Origin of the sequence: Spelaeicoccus albus, assembly GCF_013409065.1 — a bacterium.
Taxonomy (GTDB): Bacteria; Actinomycetota; Actinomycetes; order Actinomycetales; family Brevibacteriaceae; genus Spelaeicoccus; species Spelaeicoccus albus.
The window spans coordinates 990684-1010742 of sequence record NZ_JACBZP010000001.1 but is presented as its reverse complement, the minus strand read 5'-3'; the positions used below and the strand labels follow the sequence as shown (position 1 = coordinate 1010742).

General features: G+C 64.6%; 19 protein-coding genes. 7 read left to right on the top strand and 12 right to left on the bottom strand.

Going from position 1 to position 20059, the window contains the following annotated elements:
• The first annotated feature begins 1 nt into the window (after position 1).
• From BJY26_RS04770 to BJY26_RS04760, 3 genes are all read left to right on the top strand, one after another.
• Positions 2–760 (top strand): L-ribulose-5-phosphate 4-epimerase, encoded by a 759-nt coding sequence (locus tag BJY26_RS04770; RefSeq protein ID WP_179429781.1) that lies wholly within the window; start codon positions 2–4, stop codon positions 758–760.
• 2 nt (positions 761–762) lie between these two features.
• Positions 763–2271, top strand: coding sequence for an L-arabinose isomerase (araA, locus tag BJY26_RS04765; protein ID WP_179429780.1), 1509 nt, complete (start codon positions 763–765; stop codon positions 2269–2271).
• Between the two features lie 71 nt (positions 2272–2342).
• A complete protein-coding gene (locus tag BJY26_RS04760) occupies positions 2343–3110 on the top strand; it encodes an alpha/beta fold hydrolase (protein ID WP_179426135.1) in 768 nt (255 codons plus the stop codon).
• Positions 3111–3128: 18 nt separating this feature from the next.
• Here BJY26_RS04760 and BJY26_RS04755 read toward each other — a convergent pair whose 3' ends face one another.
• The gene (locus BJY26_RS04755; protein WP_425326645.1) at positions 3129–3623 is read right to left on the bottom strand and encodes a DUF3830 family protein; all 495 of its coding nucleotides are present in this window, start codon (positions 3621–3623) and stop codon (positions 3129–3131) included.
• 110 nt (positions 3624–3733) lie between these two features.
• Between BJY26_RS04755 and BJY26_RS04750 the strand changes: the two genes are divergently transcribed.
• On the top strand, positions 3734–4612 hold the full coding sequence (locus tag BJY26_RS04750; protein WP_237249100.1) for a maleate cis-trans isomerase family protein: 879 nt from the start codon (positions 3734–3736) through the stop codon (positions 4610–4612).
• 4 nt (positions 4613–4616) lie between these two features.
• Here the strand turns inward: BJY26_RS04750 and ehuA are convergent, their stop codons facing one another.
• From ehuA to ehuB, 4 genes are read right to left on the bottom strand one after another with little or no spacing between them, the layout of a single operon-like run.
• On the bottom strand, positions 4617–5417 hold the full coding sequence (ehuA, locus tag BJY26_RS04745; RefSeq protein WP_179426133.1) for an ectoine/hydroxyectoine ABC transporter ATP-binding protein EhuA: 801 nt from the start codon (positions 5415–5417) through the stop codon (positions 4617–4619).
• On the bottom strand, positions 5401–6060 hold the full coding sequence (gene ehuD, locus BJY26_RS04740; protein ID WP_179426132.1) for an ectoine/hydroxyectoine ABC transporter permease subunit EhuD: 660 nt from the start codon (positions 6058–6060) through the stop codon (positions 5401–5403). The genes ehuA and ehuD overlap by 17 nt, the downstream gene beginning before the upstream one ends.
• Positions 6057–6800: an ectoine/hydroxyectoine ABC transporter permease subunit EhuC gene (ehuC, locus tag BJY26_RS04735; protein ID WP_179426131.1), complete on the bottom strand. Its 744-nt coding sequence runs from the start codon at positions 6798–6800 to the stop codon at positions 6057–6059. Before ehuC ends, ehuD begins: the two co-directional genes overlap by 4 nt.
• Positions 6801–6831: 31 nt before the next feature.
• Positions 6832–7740, bottom strand: a complete 909-nt coding sequence (gene ehuB, locus BJY26_RS04730) for an ectoine/hydroxyectoine ABC transporter substrate-binding protein EhuB (protein ID WP_179426129.1) — start codon at positions 7738–7740, stop codon at positions 6832–6834.
• A gap of 291 nt (positions 7741–8031) precedes the next feature.
• On the opposite strand from ehuB, the gene BJY26_RS04725 reads away from it, so the two are divergent.
• From BJY26_RS04725 to BJY26_RS04715, 3 genes are all read left to right on the top strand, one after another.
• Positions 8032–8763 (top strand): maleate cis-trans isomerase family protein, encoded by a 732-nt coding sequence (locus BJY26_RS04725; protein ID WP_179426127.1) that lies wholly within the window; start codon positions 8032–8034, stop codon positions 8761–8763.
• Positions 8764–8840: 77 nt separating this feature from the next.
• Positions 8841–9557 (top strand): GntR family transcriptional regulator, encoded by a 717-nt coding sequence (locus tag BJY26_RS04720; protein ID WP_308191271.1) that lies wholly within the window; start codon positions 8841–8843, stop codon positions 9555–9557.
• Positions 9558–9617: 60 nt separating this feature from the next.
• Positions 9618–10172 carry a hypothetical protein gene (locus BJY26_RS04715; protein WP_179426125.1) on the top strand — a complete coding sequence of 185 codons (555 nt, stop codon included), beginning with the start codon at positions 9618–9620 and terminating at the stop codon, positions 10170–10172.
• 14 nt (positions 10173–10186) lie between these two features.
• Here the strand turns inward: BJY26_RS04715 and BJY26_RS04710 are convergent, their stop codons facing one another.
• From BJY26_RS04710 to BJY26_RS04680, 7 genes are all read right to left on the bottom strand, one after another.
• Positions 10187–11152 (bottom strand): D-2-hydroxyacid dehydrogenase, encoded by a 966-nt coding sequence (locus tag BJY26_RS04710; RefSeq protein WP_179426123.1) that lies wholly within the window; start codon positions 11150–11152, stop codon positions 10187–10189.
• Between the two features lie 65 nt (positions 11153–11217).
• On the bottom strand, positions 11218–12657 hold the full coding sequence (locus BJY26_RS04705) for an MFS transporter (protein ID WP_179426121.1): 1440 nt from the start codon (positions 12655–12657) through the stop codon (positions 11218–11220).
• Positions 12658–12668: 11 nt separating this feature from the next.
• Positions 12669–13883, bottom strand: a complete 1215-nt coding sequence (locus BJY26_RS04700; protein WP_179426119.1) for a M20 family metallopeptidase — start codon at positions 13881–13883, stop codon at positions 12669–12671.
• Positions 13876–15090: an aminotransferase-like domain-containing protein gene (locus BJY26_RS04695; protein ID WP_179426117.1), complete on the bottom strand. Its 1215-nt coding sequence runs from the start codon at positions 15088–15090 to the stop codon at positions 13876–13878. The genes BJY26_RS04700 and BJY26_RS04695 overlap by 8 nt, the downstream gene beginning before the upstream one ends.
• A gap of 2 nt (positions 15091–15092) precedes the next feature.
• Positions 15093–16301, bottom strand: a complete 1209-nt coding sequence (locus tag BJY26_RS04690; protein WP_237249101.1) for a M24 family metallopeptidase — start codon at positions 16299–16301, stop codon at positions 15093–15095.
• Positions 16302–16420: 119 nt separating this feature from the next.
• On the bottom strand, positions 16421–17128 hold the full coding sequence (locus BJY26_RS04685) for a GntR family transcriptional regulator (protein WP_179426115.1): 708 nt from the start codon (positions 17126–17128) through the stop codon (positions 16421–16423).
• Positions 17128–20055 (bottom strand): FAD-binding and (Fe-S)-binding domain-containing protein, encoded by a 2928-nt coding sequence (locus tag BJY26_RS04680; RefSeq protein ID WP_179426113.1) that lies wholly within the window; start codon positions 20053–20055, stop codon positions 17128–17130. The genes BJY26_RS04685 and BJY26_RS04680 overlap by 1 nt, the downstream gene beginning before the upstream one ends.
• Between the last annotated feature and the right edge of the window lie 4 nt (positions 20056–20059).

The window sequence follows — 20059 nt, the reverse complement described above, 5'->3', positions numbered from 1 at the left end:
CATGGGGCAGGTGCCGCGCGCCTCGGGCATTCCGGCCGCGATGGCGGACGCCGTGCAGCAGGCACGAGCCGAAGTCGCTCGGCTGCACGCCGAGCTGCCGCGGTGGGGGCTCGTCGTGTGGACCGCCGGCAATGTGTCGGCGCGCGTCGTTGCCGAGCCGGACGCGGGCCCCGGGCCGGATGACCTGCTGGTGATCAAACCGTCCGGCGTCACGTATGACGAGCTGACCCCTGAGTCCATGGTCGTGTGCGACTTGAGCGGCGACCTCATCGACGGCGACCGCACCCCGTCGTCCGACACGGCGGCGCACGCCTACGTCTATCGCGCGATGCCGCATGTCGGCGGGGTGGTTCACACCCATTCGACCTACGCGACTGCCTGGGCCGCGTGCGGCGAGCCCATCCCCTGTGTCCTGACAATGATGGCCGACGAATTCGGCGGCCCCATCCCGGTCGGGCCGTTCGCCACGATCGGCGACGACTCCATCGGCCGCGGCATCGTGGAAACGCTCCGGAACTCGCGGTCGACGGCCGTGCTCATGCGCGGTCACGGCCCGTTCACTATCGGCAGTGATGCGAAAGCCGCAGTCAAGTCGTCGGTCATGCTCGAGGAGGTTGCCCGTACTGTGCACACCGCGCGGCAACTCGGCCGGCCCGAGCCGATCGCCGACGACGCCATCGATTCACTGTACGACCGTTACCAGAACGTCTACGGTCAACGCTTGCCCCAACCGGACGTTCGCAAGGAGAAGCACAAATGACGATGCGTGACCCGTTCGACGGACGCCAGATCTGGTTCCTCACCGGCAGCCAGGAACTCTACGGCCCCGACGTCCTCGAACAGGTGGCCACGCAGTCGCAGGCCGTCGCGGCAATGCTGGACGACGCCTCCGAGGTGCCGGTACGCATTGTCTGGAAGCCGGTATTGACCGACTCGGAGACGATTCGCCGGATCATGCTGGACGCGGCGTCCGACGACCGGTGTGTCGGCGTGATCGCGTGGATGCACACGTTCAGTCCTGCAAAGATGTGGATCCGCGGGCTGCGGGTCCTGACGACGCCGCTGCTGCAGTTGCACACCCAAGTGAACGTCGAGCTGCCGTGGTCCGAGATCGACATGGATTTCATGAACCTCAACCAGGCCGCGCACGGCGACCGGGAGTTCGGCTACATCCTCAGCCGCATGGCGGTGCCGCGGAAGGTCGTCGTCGGGCACGCGTCCGACCCGCGGGTCCGGTCGCAGGTGGGCACTTTCGCGCGCGCAGCTGTCGGCGCGGCGGAACTGCTGTCGCTTGCCGTCGCACGATTCGGGGACAATATGCGCGGCGTCGCGGTCACCGAAGGCGACAAGACCGAGGCGGAGACTGTGTTCGGGTCGTCGGTGAACACGTGGGGAGTCAACGACCTCGCCGAGCGGGTCCGGGACGTGGCCGGCAAGGCCGTGGACGAGGTAGTCGACGAATACCTGGACAGTTACGACGTGGCCGCCGAACTGCGCCCGGGCGGCGAGCGGCACGACTCGCTCCGAGAAGGCGGCAGGATCGAGCTGGGAATTCGCGCGTTCTTGGAGGATGGCGGATTCGACGCTTTCACCACGAACTTCGAGGACTTGGGGGCCTTGCGCCAGCTGCCCGGGCTCGGAGTGCAGCGGCTGATGGCCGACGGATACGGCTTTGGCGCGGAAGGCGACTGGAAAACGGCGCTCCTGGTACGTGTCGCCAAGGTCATGGGCTACGGCCTGCCCGGCGGCGCATCGTTGATGGAGGACTACACCTACAACTTGCAGCCCGGGTCGGAAGTGATCCTGGGCGCCCACATGCTGGAGGTCTGCCCGACGCTCACGACGTCGCGTCCGCGTCTCGAGATCCATCCCTTGTCGATCGGCGACCGCGAGGATCCCGTCCGCCTGGTGTTCGAAGCCGACCCCGGCCCGGGCATCGTCGTGTCGATGAGCGACATGCGCGAGCGGTTCCGGCTCGTCGCAAACGTCGTGGACGTCGTCACGCCCGAGCACGAATTGCCGCGGCTGCCGGTCGGTCATGCCGTGTGGACGCCGCACCCCGATCTGCCGACGTCGGCGGCCGCCTGGTTGCTGGCCGGCGGCGCACACCACACCGTCATGACGACTGCGCTCACCCGCGAGGCGTTCGACGATCTGGCGCGCATGCTGTCCGCCGAGCTGGTGGTGATCGACACGGACACCACGCAGGAGGGAATCGAGAAGGAACTGCGCTGGAACGCGGCGTACCGGCGTATGGCCCAGGGGGCTTGAACCGGCTCGACGGCGTGCCGCCCGGTACCCGGGCGATCGTATGTCGCCGGGCAGGTGGGCATAATCAGTGGATGGGGCAAATCGAGGTGGCCGGGCTGCCGGTCTGGCATGAAGTGTCCGGCGACGGCGATCCGCTCGTCTTGCTGCACGGGGCGTTCGCGGGTGCTTCCTCGTTCTTTGCACAGACGCCTTCTTTCGTGGAGGCGGGTTTTCGCGTTCATGTTCCCGAGCGCCGGGGCCACGGGCACACGCCGGACGTCGACGGGCCGTTGAACTATTCGGTGATGGCCGACGACACGATCGCGTACTTGGACCAAGAGGTCGATGCGCCGGCGCACCTCGTCGGGTGGAGCGACGGGGCCGTCGTCGCGGTCCTGGTGGCGCGGCGGCGTCCGGACCTGGTGGCTCGCATGGTGTTGATCGGGCAGTATCTCAATTCGGCCGGCAAGGTGCCCGGAGGCGAACTGATCGCGTCGTTGGAATCGCCCGACATGATTGCGCTACTGCGACGCAGCTACGGGGCCGTGTCACCCGACGGCGCCGATCATTTTCCGATCGTCCACGCCAAGACCATGGCGATGATCGCCGCCGAGCCGGAGATTGCGTTGGACAGCCTGCGTTCGATCACTGCCCCCGCGTTGGTGATTCAAGGCGACCGGGACGAGGTCACCGTCGAGCATTCCGTGGCGGTCGTCGCCTCGCTGCCCGACGCGCGTCTTGCAGTGCTTCCCGGAACGCACGCGCTGCCGGTGGAGCGGCCCGATCTGGTCAACGCACTGATCGTGTCGTTCCTCCGCAACGACGACACGACCCCGGATTGGAGTGCGTTCACCGGCTGACGGCGGCACGGCGCCCGGTCAGTCCTCGCGGAGCCGCGAATAGGTGAGAGTCTCCCCGCGGACGCCGCCGAACCACACGTCATTGCACGCTGCCGCGAATGCGTCGAAGTTCTCCACGATGGTGGCGTACACGTTGCCCGGCACCCATCCTTGGTCGCCGTTGAGGAGCAGATTGTTCCGCCCGTAGAACAGCGCCATATCGGCCACCATCGGGTTCTCGCCCGGGCCGGCGTCCGATGAATATCCGTGCGACGGCGTCGCCAGCTGGTTCGACGTGAAACAGAAATAGCACACATCGCCGGGGATCGGTGTCACGGTCGTGTTCTCGCTGCCCGGATCGGGCTCGGCAAATGCCGGCACCAGGTTGTAGACCTCGTTGCGCGCGTATTTGCCGTGAAACGCCTGACTCGAGATCGGCAGCGCGTCCCAGACCGCGGACGCCGTGCGGGGTGCCTCGTCGTCGAGCAGTTTGGCAGTGCAGGAGACGCCTCGCAGTTCAAGGGTGATGGTCATATATCTCGCCATGCCGGCCTCCAGAAAAAATATTGCACCGCTTCTTGCTTTGACAGTAGGAACGGGCACTAAAATTGTCAACAATATAGTTGTGTGAGTGGAGGCAGTGGTTGACCGCTGAGTCAGCCGGGTGCGAATCGACTGCAGGTTCCGGTCATCCGCGCGTCCCGGACCTATTTGTCACAGGCAACATCCCGGTTCCGCCGGGCATCCCGCTCGGCCCCGACCCAATGGCCGGAATCGGCGTCGTCGTCCCGTACGACATGTCGCTCGACCGTGAGCTCTGGCGCTGGACGCCGTCCGACGCGAGCCTTTTTCTCACCCGGACTCCGGACGAATTGCTGCCGGTGACAATGGAAATGGTGGAAAAGATCAGCGACAAGGAGCTCGTGCGGACGACGGCACAGAGCCTGCGTTCGGTCCATGCCTCGTGCTTTGCCTACGCGTGCACGTCCGGGAGTTTTGTGCGCGGCCTCGGCGGAGAGCGCGACATCGTGGACGCAATGAAGTCGGCCGGCGCTCCGGAAGCGGTGACGACGTCCGGCGCCATTCTCGAAGCCCTGGCGCACCTCGACATTCACCGGGTCGCCATCGCCACTCCGTACGACGAGCCGATCACCACACGGTTCGAGGCGTTTTTGAACGAGGCGGGCATCGAGGTGGTCGGCGCCGCGTATTTGAACCTGCGGCTCGACATCCGCGTGGTGCCGTATTACCGGACCGCCGAACTCGTGCGCGCGGCCGACACGGCCGAGGCGGAGGCCATCGTCATCGCGTGCACCAACCTGCCGACCTACGACTTGATCACGCCGCTCGAGGCCGACATCGGCAAGCCCGTGATCAGCGCCAATCAAGCGACCATGTGGGCGGCGTTGAACAGATGCGGTCTTGGCGCGGTCGGCCCGGGTCAGCGGCTGCTGGCGATTGCCGAAGCACTCGAAAGCGACGGAATCTCGCCGCCGACCGGCACTTTGCGGGCAGTCGAATAAACGCTCAGTCGCGCAGGACGGCGCTCAAGAAATCGCGCGTGCGCTGTTCCTTGGGGTCCTTGAACATGACGTCGGGCTCCGCTTCTTCGACGACGCGGCCGCCGTCGAACATGAGCACGCGATTGGAGACGTCCCGAGCGAACTGCATCTCGTGCGTGACGATCAGCATGGTGATGTCGGTCGTATCGGCGATATCGCGCAAAATGTTCAACACGTCGTTCACGATCTCGGGGTCGAGCGCCGACGTCACCTCGTCGAGCAGCAGGATCTCCGGGTCCATTGCCAGTGCGCGGGCGATGGCCACGCGCTGCTGTTGGCCGCCGGAGAGCTGGCTCGGGTGTGAGTCTTCCTTATCGGCCAGCCCGACCTTGTCCAACAGCTGCCGGGCCTTGGCCACGGCGTCCGCCTTCGACATGCCGAGCACGTGGGTGGGCGCCTCGATGATGTTGTCGATCACCTTCATGTTCGGGAACAGGTTGAACTGCTGGAACACCATGCCGATGCGCTTGCGCACCTCATTCCGGTGCTTTTCCTTCAAAGCAATGCGCTGGCCGCCGCGCTCGACGTGCGTGAGGGGCTCACCGTCAATGTAAATGTAGCCGCCGGTGGCTTCCTCGAGTGTCATCACGAGCCGCAAGATCGTCGTCTTGCCCGAACCACTCGGCCCGATCAATGTCACGCGATCGCCTTTGGCCACCGTGAAGTCCAGACCGCGCAGCACGACGTTGTCACCGAAACGCTTGTCGACGCCGTCGAATCTGATGGCCGGCTCGCCGCGTCGGGCGTTATCAAGTTGTGTAGGCAAGACGCTTTTCCAATCTGTTCACAAGAAGCGACGTGGGGTAGCTGGCGGCCAGGAAGATGAGGCCGGCCAGCGTGATGGCCTCGGTGTATCGGAAATGGCTACCACCGTAGGCCAGGCCGGCCTGAACCATTTCCACCACGCTGATGGAGACCAGGAACGGGGTGTCCTTGAACATCGAGATGGCGTAGTTGCCCAGCGCCGGGACGGTGGCCCGCAACGCCTGCGGAATCACCACGCCGACCCAGGTACGCGCTCTCGACATCGATAGCGCCGTACACGCCTCCCATTGGCCGGGAGGAACTGCCTCGATGCCGGCCCGGTACACCTCGGCCATGTACGTCGAGTAGTGGATACCGAAGATGATGATGCCGATCGTCAGCCCGGAAACGCTGGTGAACGCCGCATATGCGAAAAGCAATTGCATGACGATCGGCGTCATCCGGATGAAGTTCACAATGAGCGTGAAAGCCGCGGCGATAGGCTTCGGCGCCGAGCGGCGGATGATCGCGATGATCAGGCCGAGGATTGCCGCAATGATCGTTGAAACGACTGTGACGACGAGGGTGGCAGTGAAGAAGCCGTGCAGTAGCTTCGGAAGCACCTCCCAGGTGGCGTCCCAGCTCCAAATAGGCTGATCGGTCATCCCATACCACCGCCGGTAGACGCCCCTGCCGTCTCCTTCGTCGGAGCCTTGAAGCTCAGTGCCTCGCGCAAGGATTCGCCACGGCCGAGGTTGTGCTTGGCGCGGACCTCGAGGGCGTTCATCACGAGCGTGAAGAGATAGGCGACGGCAAAGTACACGAGCAAGCCGACGGCATAAGCAAAGTACGTGCTCGTATCCGTGCGCAGCTTGTCGGTTTCGTAAGTCAGATCATGCATGAGGATGACGTAGACGATGGCAGTGCCCTTCAGCAATTGGATGAGCAAGTTCGTCAGTGACGGGATCATCAACGCCCACGCTTGCGGGAAGATCACCCGGGTGAATCGCTGCCACGCCCCCATGCTGAGTGCCGTTGTTGCCTCCCACTGTCCGCTCGGCACCGAATTGATGGATCCGCGTACGACTTCGGCCCCGTAGGCGCCGTAGTTCAGGCCGAGCCCGATGATGCCGACCCAGAGGCTGGGCAGTTTGATATCGAACAGCTGCGGGACGACATAAAAGACGAAGAACAGCTGCACGACGAGCGAGGTGCCGCGGAAGAACTCGATGACGGTGCGGCACAGGCCGCGCACCCAGATGTTCTTTTGCCGGGCCCCCATGCCCAGGACAACAGCAATGACGAACGCCAGCAGGGCGCCGCCGATCGTCAGCTCAACGGTCAGAAGGAGACCGTCAAGCATGAACGGCAGCGCCTCGCCGAGCGCTTCGAAATATTTACCCAAGGTCTTTAGTACTTTCTAGGGTCACTTCGGATTACTGCAGGTCCTTGAGGTTGCCGGCGCACAGCTTCTTCGTGGTGACGTTCTTCGGCGGAAGGTTTTCCTTCGTGAAGCCGTACTTGCCGACGACCGACAGATAGTCCTTCGTGCTGTCGGTGATGGTGTTGCCCAGGATCTTGTTGTATTCCTTGAGCAGTTTCTTATCGTCCTTGCGGAATACCGTCGAACCGGCACCGACCTGCTTGACGCCCTTGATGACGGCCGTGAAAGCCGGGGTCGTCGTCACGCCGGCGTCCGGATTGTTCTTGGCCATCCAGTTCAGCGAGATCGCGGTCATGGCGAACGCGTCGGCGCGGCCGTTGGACACGGCGTCCATGCCGGACTGCGAGTCCTTCACGGTCTGCGAGATCTTGATGCCCATCTTCTTGGCATACCCGTCTTCGATGCCGCCGTTCAGAACGGCGAGCTTGACGTCACCCTTCTTCTTGACCGACTTCAGGTCGGTCAAGTTCATCGGGTTGCCCTTTTTGACCATCAGCGACGTGGTGTACATGATCTCGGGGTCGCTGAACGCGGCCTGCTTGCAACGGTCCGGCAAGATCGACATGCCGGCGCTGATGGCGTCGAACCGGCCGGCGTTGAGGCCCGGGATCAGCGAGTTCCAGTCGACTTCTTCGACCTTGACGTTGTCGATGCCCATCTTCTTGAAGATCTTCTTGTGCATGGCGATGGTGGCGCCCTTGGCTTCACCGTTCTCAACCCACGAATACGGGCGCTCGTCGGCGATACCCACGGTGATGGTGCCCTTGTCCTTCAGCTTGGCAAGCGTCGATTCATCGCTGCCGTTCGAACCGCTATCACCGCCGCTGCCGCAGCCGGCCATCATTCCCAGGGCGAGCACGCTCGCCGCTGCCATCCCAACGCGGAATTTCGTTCGCTTCATGCCTGTGAACCTCTTTCAATTGTGTGTAGGGACGAGTCTCCCCGCCTCGGCACGCGCCTGCTTTGGCCATGAACGTCTCTGGTGACCGTTACGGGATTATTCCGGGGGCGACACACCCGTGGCCGTATCGGTCATATCAAGCTCCATTTCGTATTCGGCGTCCCCATTGCCGCCGGCGGGTGTCACATGTGCGAATGGTTGACCTGAACGTAGCCGCACACTGTAGGATTGTCAACAATCAGCGATCAATCGGTTGTTGCAAACCCGCAACGTTCGGCAGTGGAGTTGTTCATGACACGCACCACGCATTCCTCAACCGTTGGCCTGCTCTACCCGGGCATAGGGGCTGACGACGACTTTAGCGCATTGGAATCCAGGCTCAAACCGACTTTGCGATTGCCTCTCGTCGTCACCGAGGGCGGTGACGTGGCCCATACGCCCGAAGCATTGCGGGCCGTCGGCGCAGCGAAGAACCTCGCAGACGGCGTGGCAAAACTCCTGGTGTCCGAGCCCGATTCGGTCATGTGGACATGCACCTCCGGGAGCTTTGTCTTCGGGTGGCGAGGCGCACACGATCAAGCCCGGGAAGTCGCTCATAGCGCGGATCGACCGGCTTCGAGCACGTCGATAGCATTTGCCGAAGCGGCCCGTTCGATGAATTTTTCGCGCGTCGCAATTGCGGCAAGTTATCCGGTGGAACTTGCGTCATATTTTCGACGGTTTCTCGCCGACGCAGGCGTCGAAGTCGTCGGAATGACGAGCAATGAAATCGCAAATGCAGGCCTAGTCGGGCGTCTTAACCGTGATCAAATCGTTGCAATGGCGGTCGCCGCAGACCGCCCGAATGCCGACGCCGTCCTCATTCCCGACACGGCGATGCACTCCCTCGATTGGATAACGGATCTGGAATCCGCACTCGGCAAACCCGTGTTGACCGCCAATCAGGTCACGGTGTGGGAAGGACTGCGAATTGCCGGGCGCTTGATGCCGATCGACGGGCTGGGGACGCTGTTTGCCGAGTGACCGGTCGGGGGTCGCCTCTGCGACGACTCCGTGCTTAGGATGTTCAGCAGGCTGATTGGCCGCATTAGTCAAAGGCGATGATGACACGACCCGGTATTGAACCCTTGATCCGCGAATCCACTCCGTCCATCATTGCGCGCAAGTTGCGACGAGCGGTCGGGGACGGCGTGCTGGCGCCGGGCGCGCAATTGTCCGAAGCATCACTTGCTCGGGAACTGGGCGTCAGCCGCGGGCCACTGCGTGAAGCAATGCAACGCTTGACCCAGGAAGGCCTGCTGAAGTCCATCCGTAATCGGGGAATCTTCGTTGCCACGTTCACCGAGGCCGGCATTCGCGACATGTACGTGGCACGGGCGGCCATTGAACGGGCGGCTGCCGCCGTCATCATGCAAACGGACCCGGAAGGTGCCGGCGCGGCGCTGCGCGAAGTCATCAACGCTGCGGACGTCGCGCCCTCCGAGGACGCCGTGCGCGAGGCCGATTTCCGGTTTCACGTACTGCTCGTCGAGCTCTCGGGCAGCGCACATCTCATTCGTATGCACCACACGCTCATCACCGAGACCCAAATGTGTATCACCGCACTGGCGGACACCTATCCGGACGTCGACGTCCGCTTGCCCGAGCACCGGGATATCGCTGCGGAAATTTCCGCCGGCCGTGGTGATGAGGTGGACAGGCTGATCGTTGCGCATATGGACGACGGCATCCACCGGCTCGCGCCCGGCCAAGACGGCGTCCCCGGCCCCGTCCCCCTTCGCCGAGCGGTGGATGGATGCCCGGTTACTCGCGAGTAACCGGGCATCCATCCGCTACTTCAACTGCGTCGGGGGCGGGCGGCACCGTAGGATCTCCCCATGGCGGTGTTCTCTCGGGTGGCCCCCTGGATCCTGTTCGGTCTGGGCCAGTTGCTTTTCGGCCGAGAGTGGGCGTCTCCGCTCGGTGCGGTTGCCGCAGCAGTGATCATCGGCGTCGGGCTCGCCCGCGGGCACAAACCGGCGGAAATGATCCTGGATGCCTCGTCCCTGACGTACTTCACGGGGTTCTCGGGTCTAGTGTTCGCGGCCCCGCAGTCGGCAATCATCGAGTACGTCGCCGGAGGGGCTCAGCTCTTCCAAGCTGCAGTGATCGGCGTGTTTTTGCTGGCGCGGCTACCGTTCACACTGCCGATCGCGCGGCACAGCGTCCCCGACGCTATCGGCAACTCCGACTGGTTTTATGCGTTCAACGCACGGTTGACTCTCGTCTGGCTCATCGCGTTCGTGGCCGGCGGCGCAGCGATCGTGCTCATGGTGTTGGCGGGATTCGACAACGTTCCGGCACAAATCGTGGTGATCATCGTCTCCATCATTCTGCCTGCGTACGTGCAGAACCGGATAGTGCACAAGGCGGAGGCCTCAATTTCCGTCTAGTGCCGGACGAAGGGTCACCGGGGGACGAAGCCCAGGCGTTTGTCGACGATGTTCACGAGTTCCGCATCCCGGCAATACCGGTCTAGGTTGGCGGCAAACAGGTCGGAAAGCCGTTCCAGCCAGCCGACGGCGTCACCGGACATGTGCGGCGACACCAGCACGTTGTCCATTTCCCACAGCGGGCTGGATTCCGGCAACGGTTCGGGACTGAACACGTCAAGCGCCGCTCCGGCGATCGATTCGCCGCTCAACGCGTCGGCGAGCGCATCGGCGTCCACCGATTCGCCGCGGCCGACGTTGATCAGCCGCGCCGTGGGCTTCATGGCCGCCAAAACGTCGGCGTCGACCAAGTTCCGCGTCGCGGGCGTCAGCGGGGCCACGACAATGACGTAGTCGAAGTCGCCGGCATATTCGGCAAGCCGGGCCGATTCGTACACCTCGCCGAAGTCCTCGTCACCGCTGCGCGCCGTGCGGCCTGCTCCGGCCACCGACACGTCGACGGCCGCCAGCAACCGGGCGATCTCGCGTCCGATGGCGCCGGTGCCGACGATCACGGCGCTCTTGTCGTCGAGGCGTTCGGTCTCGCGGTGCCGCCACACCTTTTGCGACTGCAGCCGAAATGACAGCGGCATGTCCTTGGCGAACGAGAGCATGCTGCCCAGCACGAACTCGGCGATCGGCCGGTCGAAGATGCCCCCGGAATTCGTCACGACGACATCCGAGTCGGCAAGCTCGTCGAACATGAGCTTGTCGACGCCGGCCGCAGCCACGTGGATCCATTTCAGCGATCCGGCGCGATCCCAGACATCCTTGACTGCGGTCGAGAAGAAGTCCCACAAGAACAGTGCATCCGCGCCGTCAACTGCGTCGGCCAGGCCGTCCACCGTGGCATATCGGACGGCGGCCATCGCCTCGAGCCTCTCGCGGCCCGGGGGCAGCTCGTTGGCATACAGGACGGCGACTACCGGCTTGTCGCTCATTGCAGGGCTCCTTTCAGGCCATACCGGCCCGCCGAATGATTTCGGCGGGCCGGTCGGTCGTCGGACTAGTCGATATTCGTGTAGCCGATCGGGATCTGTCCTTGGGCCACACGCTCTTCATCATCCTCGCCGGGCGGATCGGTGCCGCGCAATGACCGGCCGGCGGTTTCTCGCATGCACAAGATCGCGGCAAGCCCGATGACGCCAAAGACCATCAGGTAGAAGCCCGGCATCAGCGTGTTCCCGGTCTTCTCCACGAGCGATTCCACTATCGTGCTGGCGGTGCCGGCAAACAGCGCGGTGGACACGTTGTAGCCGATTGCAAAGCCCGTATACCGTACGTGCGTGGGGAAGAGCGCCGGCAGCGTCGAGGACACCGAGCCCACCAGCACGACCAGCAACAGGCCGAGGATCCCCAGGCCGATGAACATGGATCCGAACGAGCCTTGCCGCATTAGCATGACGGCCGGGACCGGGAGGATGATGTAGCCGGCCGCAGCCGTAATGAGCAGCGGCTTGCGTCCGATCTTGTCGGAAAGCCGGCCCATGAACGGGATCAGCCCCATGATGATCAGCTGGACGATCACCAGGGTCCCTGTCGCCTCAAACAAGCCGTAGTGGAGCGTCTTACCCAAGAACGTGGGCATGTAGGTCAGTACCAAATAGTACGCAACATTGAGCAACGCCACGAAGCCCATCAGGATGAGCAGCTGGCGCCAGTAGCTGCGCACCATGTCCTTGAACGCGCTGAAGGCCGACGACTCCGTCTCATTGCTCTCGGCGGCCTCGGTGAACACGTCCGGGTCTTCCAGCTTGGTGCGGATCCACAGCGCGACAAGGCCGAGCGGCAGCGTGCACAGGAACGGCAAGCGCCACCAGCCCGCCAACATTCCGTCGTCACCGAAGTTCAACTCCAGAGCCGTGCACAAGATCGCCGCGGCTGTCGCCCCGGAGAACGTGCCGAATTCAAGGAAGGAGCCAAAGAAGCCACGCCGGTTGTCCGGGGCATGTTCGGCCATGAACACCGCGGCGCCGCCGTACTCGCCGCCCGTCGAAAAGCCCTGAATCATCCGCAAGACGATCAGCAGGATCGGCGCCAAAATGCCGACGGAATTGTAAGTGGGAAGGACGCCGATCGCGGCGGTACACACCGTCATCAAAATGATGGTGATGACCATGACCTTTTGCCGCCCGATCCGGTCACCCAACGGTCCGAGAACGATACCACCGAGCGGGCGCACCAGGAACGACACGGCGAAGGTGGCAAAGGTGAAGATCAGCGCGTTTGTCCCGCCGCCAAAGAACACGGTCGAGATGTAAACCGTCAGATAGCCGTAAACCCCGTAGTCGAACCATTCGATGGCGTTGCCGAGCGCCGAGCCGACGATCGACATGCGTACCGTTTTGCGCTGTTCGGGAGTGAAGTCCTGAACTCTCGTCAGCTCGGGAAGCTTGCTCTTCTTTGGCTTCTTCTTGCGGTCAGCAGTAGTGGATTCTGCCGTCATAATTACTCCGTTCAGGGGAAGTACGTGCCACAGCCCAATAGCGTATAAGCTCGCGCGGCGCTGACCAATTCGTCCACCGCCACGGACTCGTCCGGTTGGTGGGCCTGATCGTTCAGTCCTCCCGGCCCGAGCACGATCGTGGGCACGCCGAGATCCCGGGCGATGAACCCGCCGTCGCACGCCGCGGTCCACCCGCCGATCTCGCTGGTGATGCCGGCGCCGTCCGCCAAAGCCGCCACCGCGGACGTGACAAGGTGATGGTCCGGCGGGGTGGAGAATCCGGGCATTTCCATCTCGACATCGACGGTCACCGTGATGCCGCCCGTGTCGATGCCGGCTTGCCGGATCGCGTCCGCCAGCCGGTCCCGGACGCCGTCCGCGCTTTCGCCGGGCATCAGCCGCCGGTCCACGTGAATAGTGCACGAGTCGGCAACTATCGAGGTGCCGTGACCGCCGTCGATCCGGCCCACATTCCACGTGCCGGACCCCAAGAGGCCGGACGCCGCTGCAGTCATCCGCTCGTGGTCGTCCCGAATCAGCCCGATGACCTTTGCTGCCGCGTCGATGGCGTTTGCGCCGTCCTGTGGGCGGCCGGCATGGGCGGCAACACCGCCGATGTCGATAACCAGATTGCAGGCACCGCGGCAGGCGATGACCGTCTCCAAGTCCGTCGGCTCGGCCACGATGCACGCCGCGTAGGACGGCGGCCCGTCCGGCGCGGCCAGCACGCCCTCGACGTACGCGCGCACGCCGAGATCGGCGTCTTCTTCGTCAACGGTGCATATCAAGTCGATCGGGCCGGGCAGCTCGATCCCGGCGTTTTTGATCGCGCCCATGGCCACCACTATCGAGGCGAGGCCGCCCTTCATGTCCGTCGACCCGCGGCCGTACAGCCTGCCGCCCGAGATCTCGGGGCCGAACGGATCGCGCGTCCACCCCGGGCCCGCAGGCACGACGTCCGAATGCCCGAGAAACGCCAAGCCGGCAGAGTCACCGCCGGGCAACCTCGCGACCAGGTTCGGCCGGCCCGGCGCGACGTCGGTTGTTTTGACGTCGAGACCGCGCTCGGCGCACGCCGCGGCAAGAACGCGGACGGCGTGCGCTTCCGTGCCGCCCGGATTCTCACTGGCCGCAGCGATCAAGTCGCAGGCCAGGCCGGCGATCTCCGCTTCATCGATGCCTGCGGCGATTGCCGCCGCAGTGTCGGGGCGCGTGGCCTCAGGCACGCTCGCCCGCCGCACGGTCGAGGGCCGCCGCCAGCCTTTTCACGCCTTCGTCGATACGCTCGGGCGTCGACGAGGCGAAGCACACGCGCAGGGCGTCGTCGAAGTACCCGCCCGGGGACAGGGCCGGGCCCGGAATGAACGCGACGCCTTCGGCCAGCGCCGTTTCAAACAGTTTCTGCGTCGACGTGGCCTTGTCGTCGCCCTGCAGCGTCACCCAGAGGAAGAACCCGCCGTCCGGATCGGTGGTGCGCACCCGGTCGCCCAGGTATTTGTCGATCGAGCCGATCATGGCGTTCTTGCGTTCCCGGTACCCGCTGCGCAGGCCGGCCAGGTGTTCGTCGAGCCCGCCGCGGCGGATGAATTCGGCCACCAGGTGCTGGGCGGGCACATTGGTGCACGTGTCCATCGCCTGCTTGGCGTTGATGATCAGCTGCTTCAGGGACGGATCGACATCCACCCATCCGACGCGCAGGCCCGGCGCCAGGATCTTCGAGAATGTGCGCACCGAGAAGATGAGCGGATCGTTCGGGCTGAGCGACCGGAAGCTCGGCACGTCGTCGCCGGCAAACCGCAAGAGCCCGTACGGGTCGTCGTCGATGATGACGGCTCCCCACTCGTGCGCCAGCTCGATCAGTCGGCGCCGCCGCTCTTCCGACAGCGTGGTGCCGGACGGGTTTTGGAAGTTCGGGATCGTGTAGATGGCGGTCGGCGTCTTGCCGGTCTTCGCCACCAGGTCGGGCAGCTGCTCGACGACCATCCCGTCGGTGTCGACCGGCACTTCAAGCAGATCGGCGCCGTAACTGAGTGCCGTTGCGCTGCCGTTGGTGTAGGTGGGGCTCTCGATGATCACGAGATCGCCCGGATCGACGAACAGTTTGCAGGCCAGGTCGAGGCCCTGCATGCCGCCGGCCGTGATGACTATCCGGTCCTCGCTGGTCGGGTCGGCCGTGGTGGACAGGTAATTCAACAGCTCGCGCACGAGCCGCGGCTCGCCCTCGGAGGCGCCGTACGTCAAGGTGCTGTGCTCCATCGAGCTGCCGGCGATCTCGCGGAACGTCTCGAGCGGGACGGCGTCATCGGCCGGAGCGCCCATGGCCAAGCTGACGATGTCGTGAGTTTGCGCGGCCAGCAGCGATGTGGACGAATCAATGATCGATCCGACCAGATTGTCCGTGCGGGCGGCCAACGGCGGCCGTACTTGAGACATGTTCAGTCCTCCTTGATGATCAGTTCGAGCGGGAATCCGGTGAATTGTTCGACGCCGGACGCCGTCACTCGAATCGATTCCGACAACTCGAATCCGTAATTGTCCATCCACATTCCGCCGATCAGGTGGAATGTCATGTTTTCGGCGAGGACGGTCTCGTCCTCGGTGCGCAAGCTGATGGTGCGTTCGCCCCAGTCCGGCGGATAGCCAACGCCTATCGAATAGCCGATGCGGGACGGTTTCTCCAGACCGAACTTCGCAAGCGTCCAGTTCCACGCCTTGGCAAGATCTCGGGCCTCGACGCCGGGGCGCACGGTCTCGAGCACCGCAGTCATGCCCTCGCCGACGGCGTCCGCCACGTTTGTCAACTGCTCCGAGGGCTTGCCCAGCATGACCGTGCGAGCAAGCGGCGTGTGATAGCGGCGGTACACGCCGGCAAGTTCGATGACGACTCCTTGACCGGCGTTGAACGGTCGATCGTTCCAGGTCAGGTGCGGCGTGTCGGCTTCGACGCCGGTCGGCATCATTGGCACTATCGCCGGATAGTCGCCGCCGAATTCCGACGTGCCGGCCATTTGGGCGGCGCTGATGGCCGCCGCCACATCACATTGCCGGGCGCCGACCCGCACGTGTTCGATTGCCGTGTTCATGGCCGCCGTGCACACCTTGCCGGCCGCACGCATCAGTTCGATCTCGGCCGGCGATTTGATCACGCGCACCCAGTTGACGAGTTCGAAGCAATCGACGAAATTCCATTCCGGGATGGCGTTGAAGAGTGCCCGGTAGGCCTTGGGAGAGAAGAACTGCGAATCCATTTCGAGGCCGACGTAGCCGCTCGCTGCCGCCGCGATCAGGCCGAGTTTGCGCAGTTTGTACGCCACCCAGTCGAACGGGTGCACGTGCGGACGGTGGACGTAGGTCTCGGGATAGCCGATGATCTGGTCCACGGGCAGCCGACTGGTGCGGAACGCGCCGTTCGCGTCCATTTCGCGGGCAAAGAAGATCAGGTCACCCTCGGCCGGCACGAATAGGACCTGCGGAGTGTAAAACGACCACGCGTTGTACCCGGTCAGGTAGTACAAATTGGCGGGATCGGTGATGAGCAACGCCGCCAGAGCCTGCTTTTCCATCTTGTGCCGGACGGCGTCCAGCCGCGCCGCATATTCGCCGGCCGTGATTTCCATGGCCGGCACTGGAACGTCGACCGTCATGGGCTACGCCGCCGGCCCGCGTACGTGTGCCCTAGCCACAGCACCAATGCTTCACTCCCCAAGATCTGTCGTCGATTGTTGACAATGTGTCGTGTGTCTCACTCTAAACTACGGAGCCGTCACGGAGCGCTTTCCCCTGCCGATTTCTGCTGCGCCCGCATGGACGCCGTGAGGTCCCGAACGGCGCTGGACATGTGCGCGCGGATCGCCCGGTCAAGTTCTCCGTGATCGCGTGCCACCAGCAAGTCGCGAATGCGTTCGTGCTCGGATACCAGCACGTCGGCACGCGGATACGACACCTCAAGATTGACCATGCAAATACGTGATTCGGCGGCAAGCGTTTCGTAGATGCGGATCAAGCGCGAGTTGTTCGCGCCGGCAACGAACGCCTGATGGAATCCGAGGTCGAGGCTCGACAACGACTTCCAGTCGCTGGCGGCCACGACTGCCGGCATTCGTTCCAGCACGCCGGCCAGCGCATCGGACACCGCTTCGATTGTCTCGTCGCCGCCGGCCAGGATGTCTTCGGCCGCGCCGAGTTCGACGGCAGCGCGCGCCGAGTAGATCTCGGCCACGTCGGCCGGTTCGAGGTCGAGGACGAAGACGCCGCGATTGCGGTGGCTGATCAGCAGACCTTCTTGGCTCAGCCGTTGCAGGGCCTCGCGGACCGGACCGCGGGACACTTCGAGCCGGGCGGCCAGCTGGGCTTCGGTGACTTGTTCTCCCGGGTGGAAGGAACCGTCGATGATGCGATCGCGCAACTGGTCGGCGATCAGCACCGACGTCGGCCTGCCTTCCAGGGCCGATAAAACGTCTATTCCGCCCATCAGTTCCGCCTCCCGGAATCCGTGGTTCGCTCGTCGATGAGTTCGGCCAAATGCAACGGCACCCGATTCGGCTCGAGATAGTCCACCTGCATGAGACAGCTGAACCCGTCGGTGAGCACCGGCGTCTGCCGGCCGGTCTCGCGCAGCGCCGGGGCGAGCGCTTGTTCGGCGACTTGTACCGACACGTCGAAGTGTTCTTTTTCAAACCCGAAGTTGCCGGCTACGCCGCAGCAGCCGGTGGCCTCGCGCACCGCACCCACCCCGATGGACTTCAGCGTGCGTTCTTGCGTCTTTGCCCCGAACACCGAGTACTCGTGGCAATGCGTTTGCACGGTGACGGCTTCCGGCGCCCGCCCTTCGCGCCACTCCGGTGTAAATCCACCGTCCGCCAGTTCGCCGACATACGCCGCAAAGCTGCGCACCCGGCCGGCCACTCGGCGCGACGCATCGGTCTGCACAAGTTCGGGCATGTCTTTTTTGAAGGCCGCCGCGCAACTGGGCTCGGGCACGACGACCGGCCTGTCGGTGCCGTCGTCCAGCGTCTTGACGGCACGGCGCATCTGCGCCTTGGCCTTGTCGAGCTGCCCCGTCGAGATCCACGTCAGGCCGCAGCACGCATCGGCGTTGCACTCGACGGTGCGCCCTGCCGAGCCGAGCACCCGTCTGGCCGATTCGGCCACGTGCGGGCGGAAGCCCTTGGTGAACGAGTCGATCACGAGCACAGTGTCGGCATGACGGTTCGTCGCCGATTTGCCCAGCGCCGATTTGCCCAGCGCACGGCGCAATGCCGCGGACGACGCGAATTTCGGCATCCGTCGCTTGTCGGTCAGCCCACCGGCGCGCGCGGCGACCTTGGCAGCGGGGGTGGCGAGCACGGCGTTGACCAGCGGCGCGACCTTGCCTGCCAGTTTCAGCCACGTCGGAAGCCATCCCAACGAATAGTGCGAAAGCGGGCGGACCCTGCCGGAGTAATAATGGTCGAAGAATTCCGACTTGTACGTGGCCATGTCGACGCCGGCCGGGCAGTCCGTCGAGCACGCCTTGCACGACAGGCACAGGTCGAGCACATCGCGCACCTCGTCGGACTTCCAGCCTTCTTCCGGCGTGGACGCGCCGCGCACCATGTCCTGCAGCACTCGGGCGCGGCCGCGGGTCGAGTCCTTCTCGTCACGCGTGGCCCGGTAGCTCGGACACATGACCCCGCCGGACGTCGTCCGGCATTTTCCGATGCCCACGCAACTTTGCGCGGCGCGCACGAACGGATCCACGCGGTGGCCGTGCGTCATTTCCTCCAAATGGAAGCTGGTGCGCCATTCGCGTTCGGGAACGCCGGCCAAGGCGAGGTTGTCATCGAGCGAGTCCGGATCGACGATGGTCCCGGGGTTCAGGAGGCCTGCCGGGTCCCATATCCGCTTGAAATCCGCGAACGCCGCGCGCAACCGCGACGAATACATGATGGGCAACAACTCCGAGCGGGCACGGCCGTCACCGTGTTCACCCGACAGCGATCCGCCGTGGTGCACAACGAGCCGGGCCGCTGCCTCCATGAATTCGCGCATCCGCAATCGCCCGGCGTCCGTGCGCAATTCGAAGGCCAGCCGGGTATGCATGCAGCCGGCGCCGAAGTGGCCGTACATGACGCACGGCATGTTGAATTCGGCGAGCAGTTCGCGGAAATCGGTCAAATAGTCGGCCAGCTTCTCCGGCGCGACAGCCGTGTCCTCCCAGCCGGGCCAGCCCTCGTGGCCGGTGTAGAGATGCGCGGCGTACCCGGCTCCCTCGGTGCGCACCCGCCACAGCTGCGCGCGCTGCCCGGTGTCCTCGATGGTGAGACCCTCGCGCATGTGCCCGGCCGCCTCGAGCCGGTCCATCATGGCCCGCCCCGTCTCGTCAATGCGGGCGGCGTCGTCGCCGTCGAGCACGACGTACAGCCAAGCGTGGCCCGCCGGCAGCCCGGTCACCGAATCCTCGCCGACCAGCTGGCGCATGGTCTTCACTATCGCCTCGTCGATGCCCTCGATGGCCGACGGGTCGAATTCGCGAAGCAGCTCGACGTCGCGAGCGGCCTCGACGATGTCGTCGTAGCCCAGGCAAAACAATTTGCTCTCGGCCGGCGAGCGCACCAGCCGCACCGTGGCGCCGACCACTATGGCGCAGGTGCCCTCCGTGCCGACAAGTGCGCGTGCCACGTCAAATCCGTGCTCGGGAAGCAAATGGTCCAGGTGGTATCCGGACACCTGGCGCTGAATCCGACCGAGTTCCACCCGGAAGTCGGCAAGATTCTCGTCTCGCAGCGCAGTCAGCTGCTCGGTCAGCTCGGCTGCGCGCGCCGCGGCTCGGCCATCGCCCGGATCGGTGGCGCGCACGCCGGTGCGCTCGGCAGTGAGCCGGACGCCGTCCGCCGTCACCAGATCCAGCGCAATCACGTGGTCGGTGGTGCGGCCGTAACGCACCGAGTGATTGCCGCAGGCGTCGTTGGCAATGGCGCCGCCCAGCGTCGCGCGGGTGCGGCTGGACGGATCCGGGGCGAACGTGAGCGCGCCGCCGGTGGCTGCCGACGCCGCGTCCGCCAGCGCCGAGATGACCATCCCGGGCTGCACGCGCGCCCTCAGGGCGTCGGCGTCGATGTCATCGACGCGGTTCATATGGCGCGAGAATTCCAGCACGACGCCCGAGCCGACGGCATTGCCGGCCATCGACGTGCCGCCGCCGCGGCACACGATGGGCACGCCGGCGGCGTGACATTCGCGCGCGACGGCCACCACGTCGTCCGGCGTCCGGGGAAAGATCACGGCGGACGGTTTGATCCGGTAATTCGACGCGTCATACGAGTACTCGGCGAGCCGGCGGGCGCCCGTCTCGACGTCGATGCCCTGCCCGGCCAGCCGATCAAGGTACGTGGGCGCTGCCGAAAGAAGTTCGCTCATATTT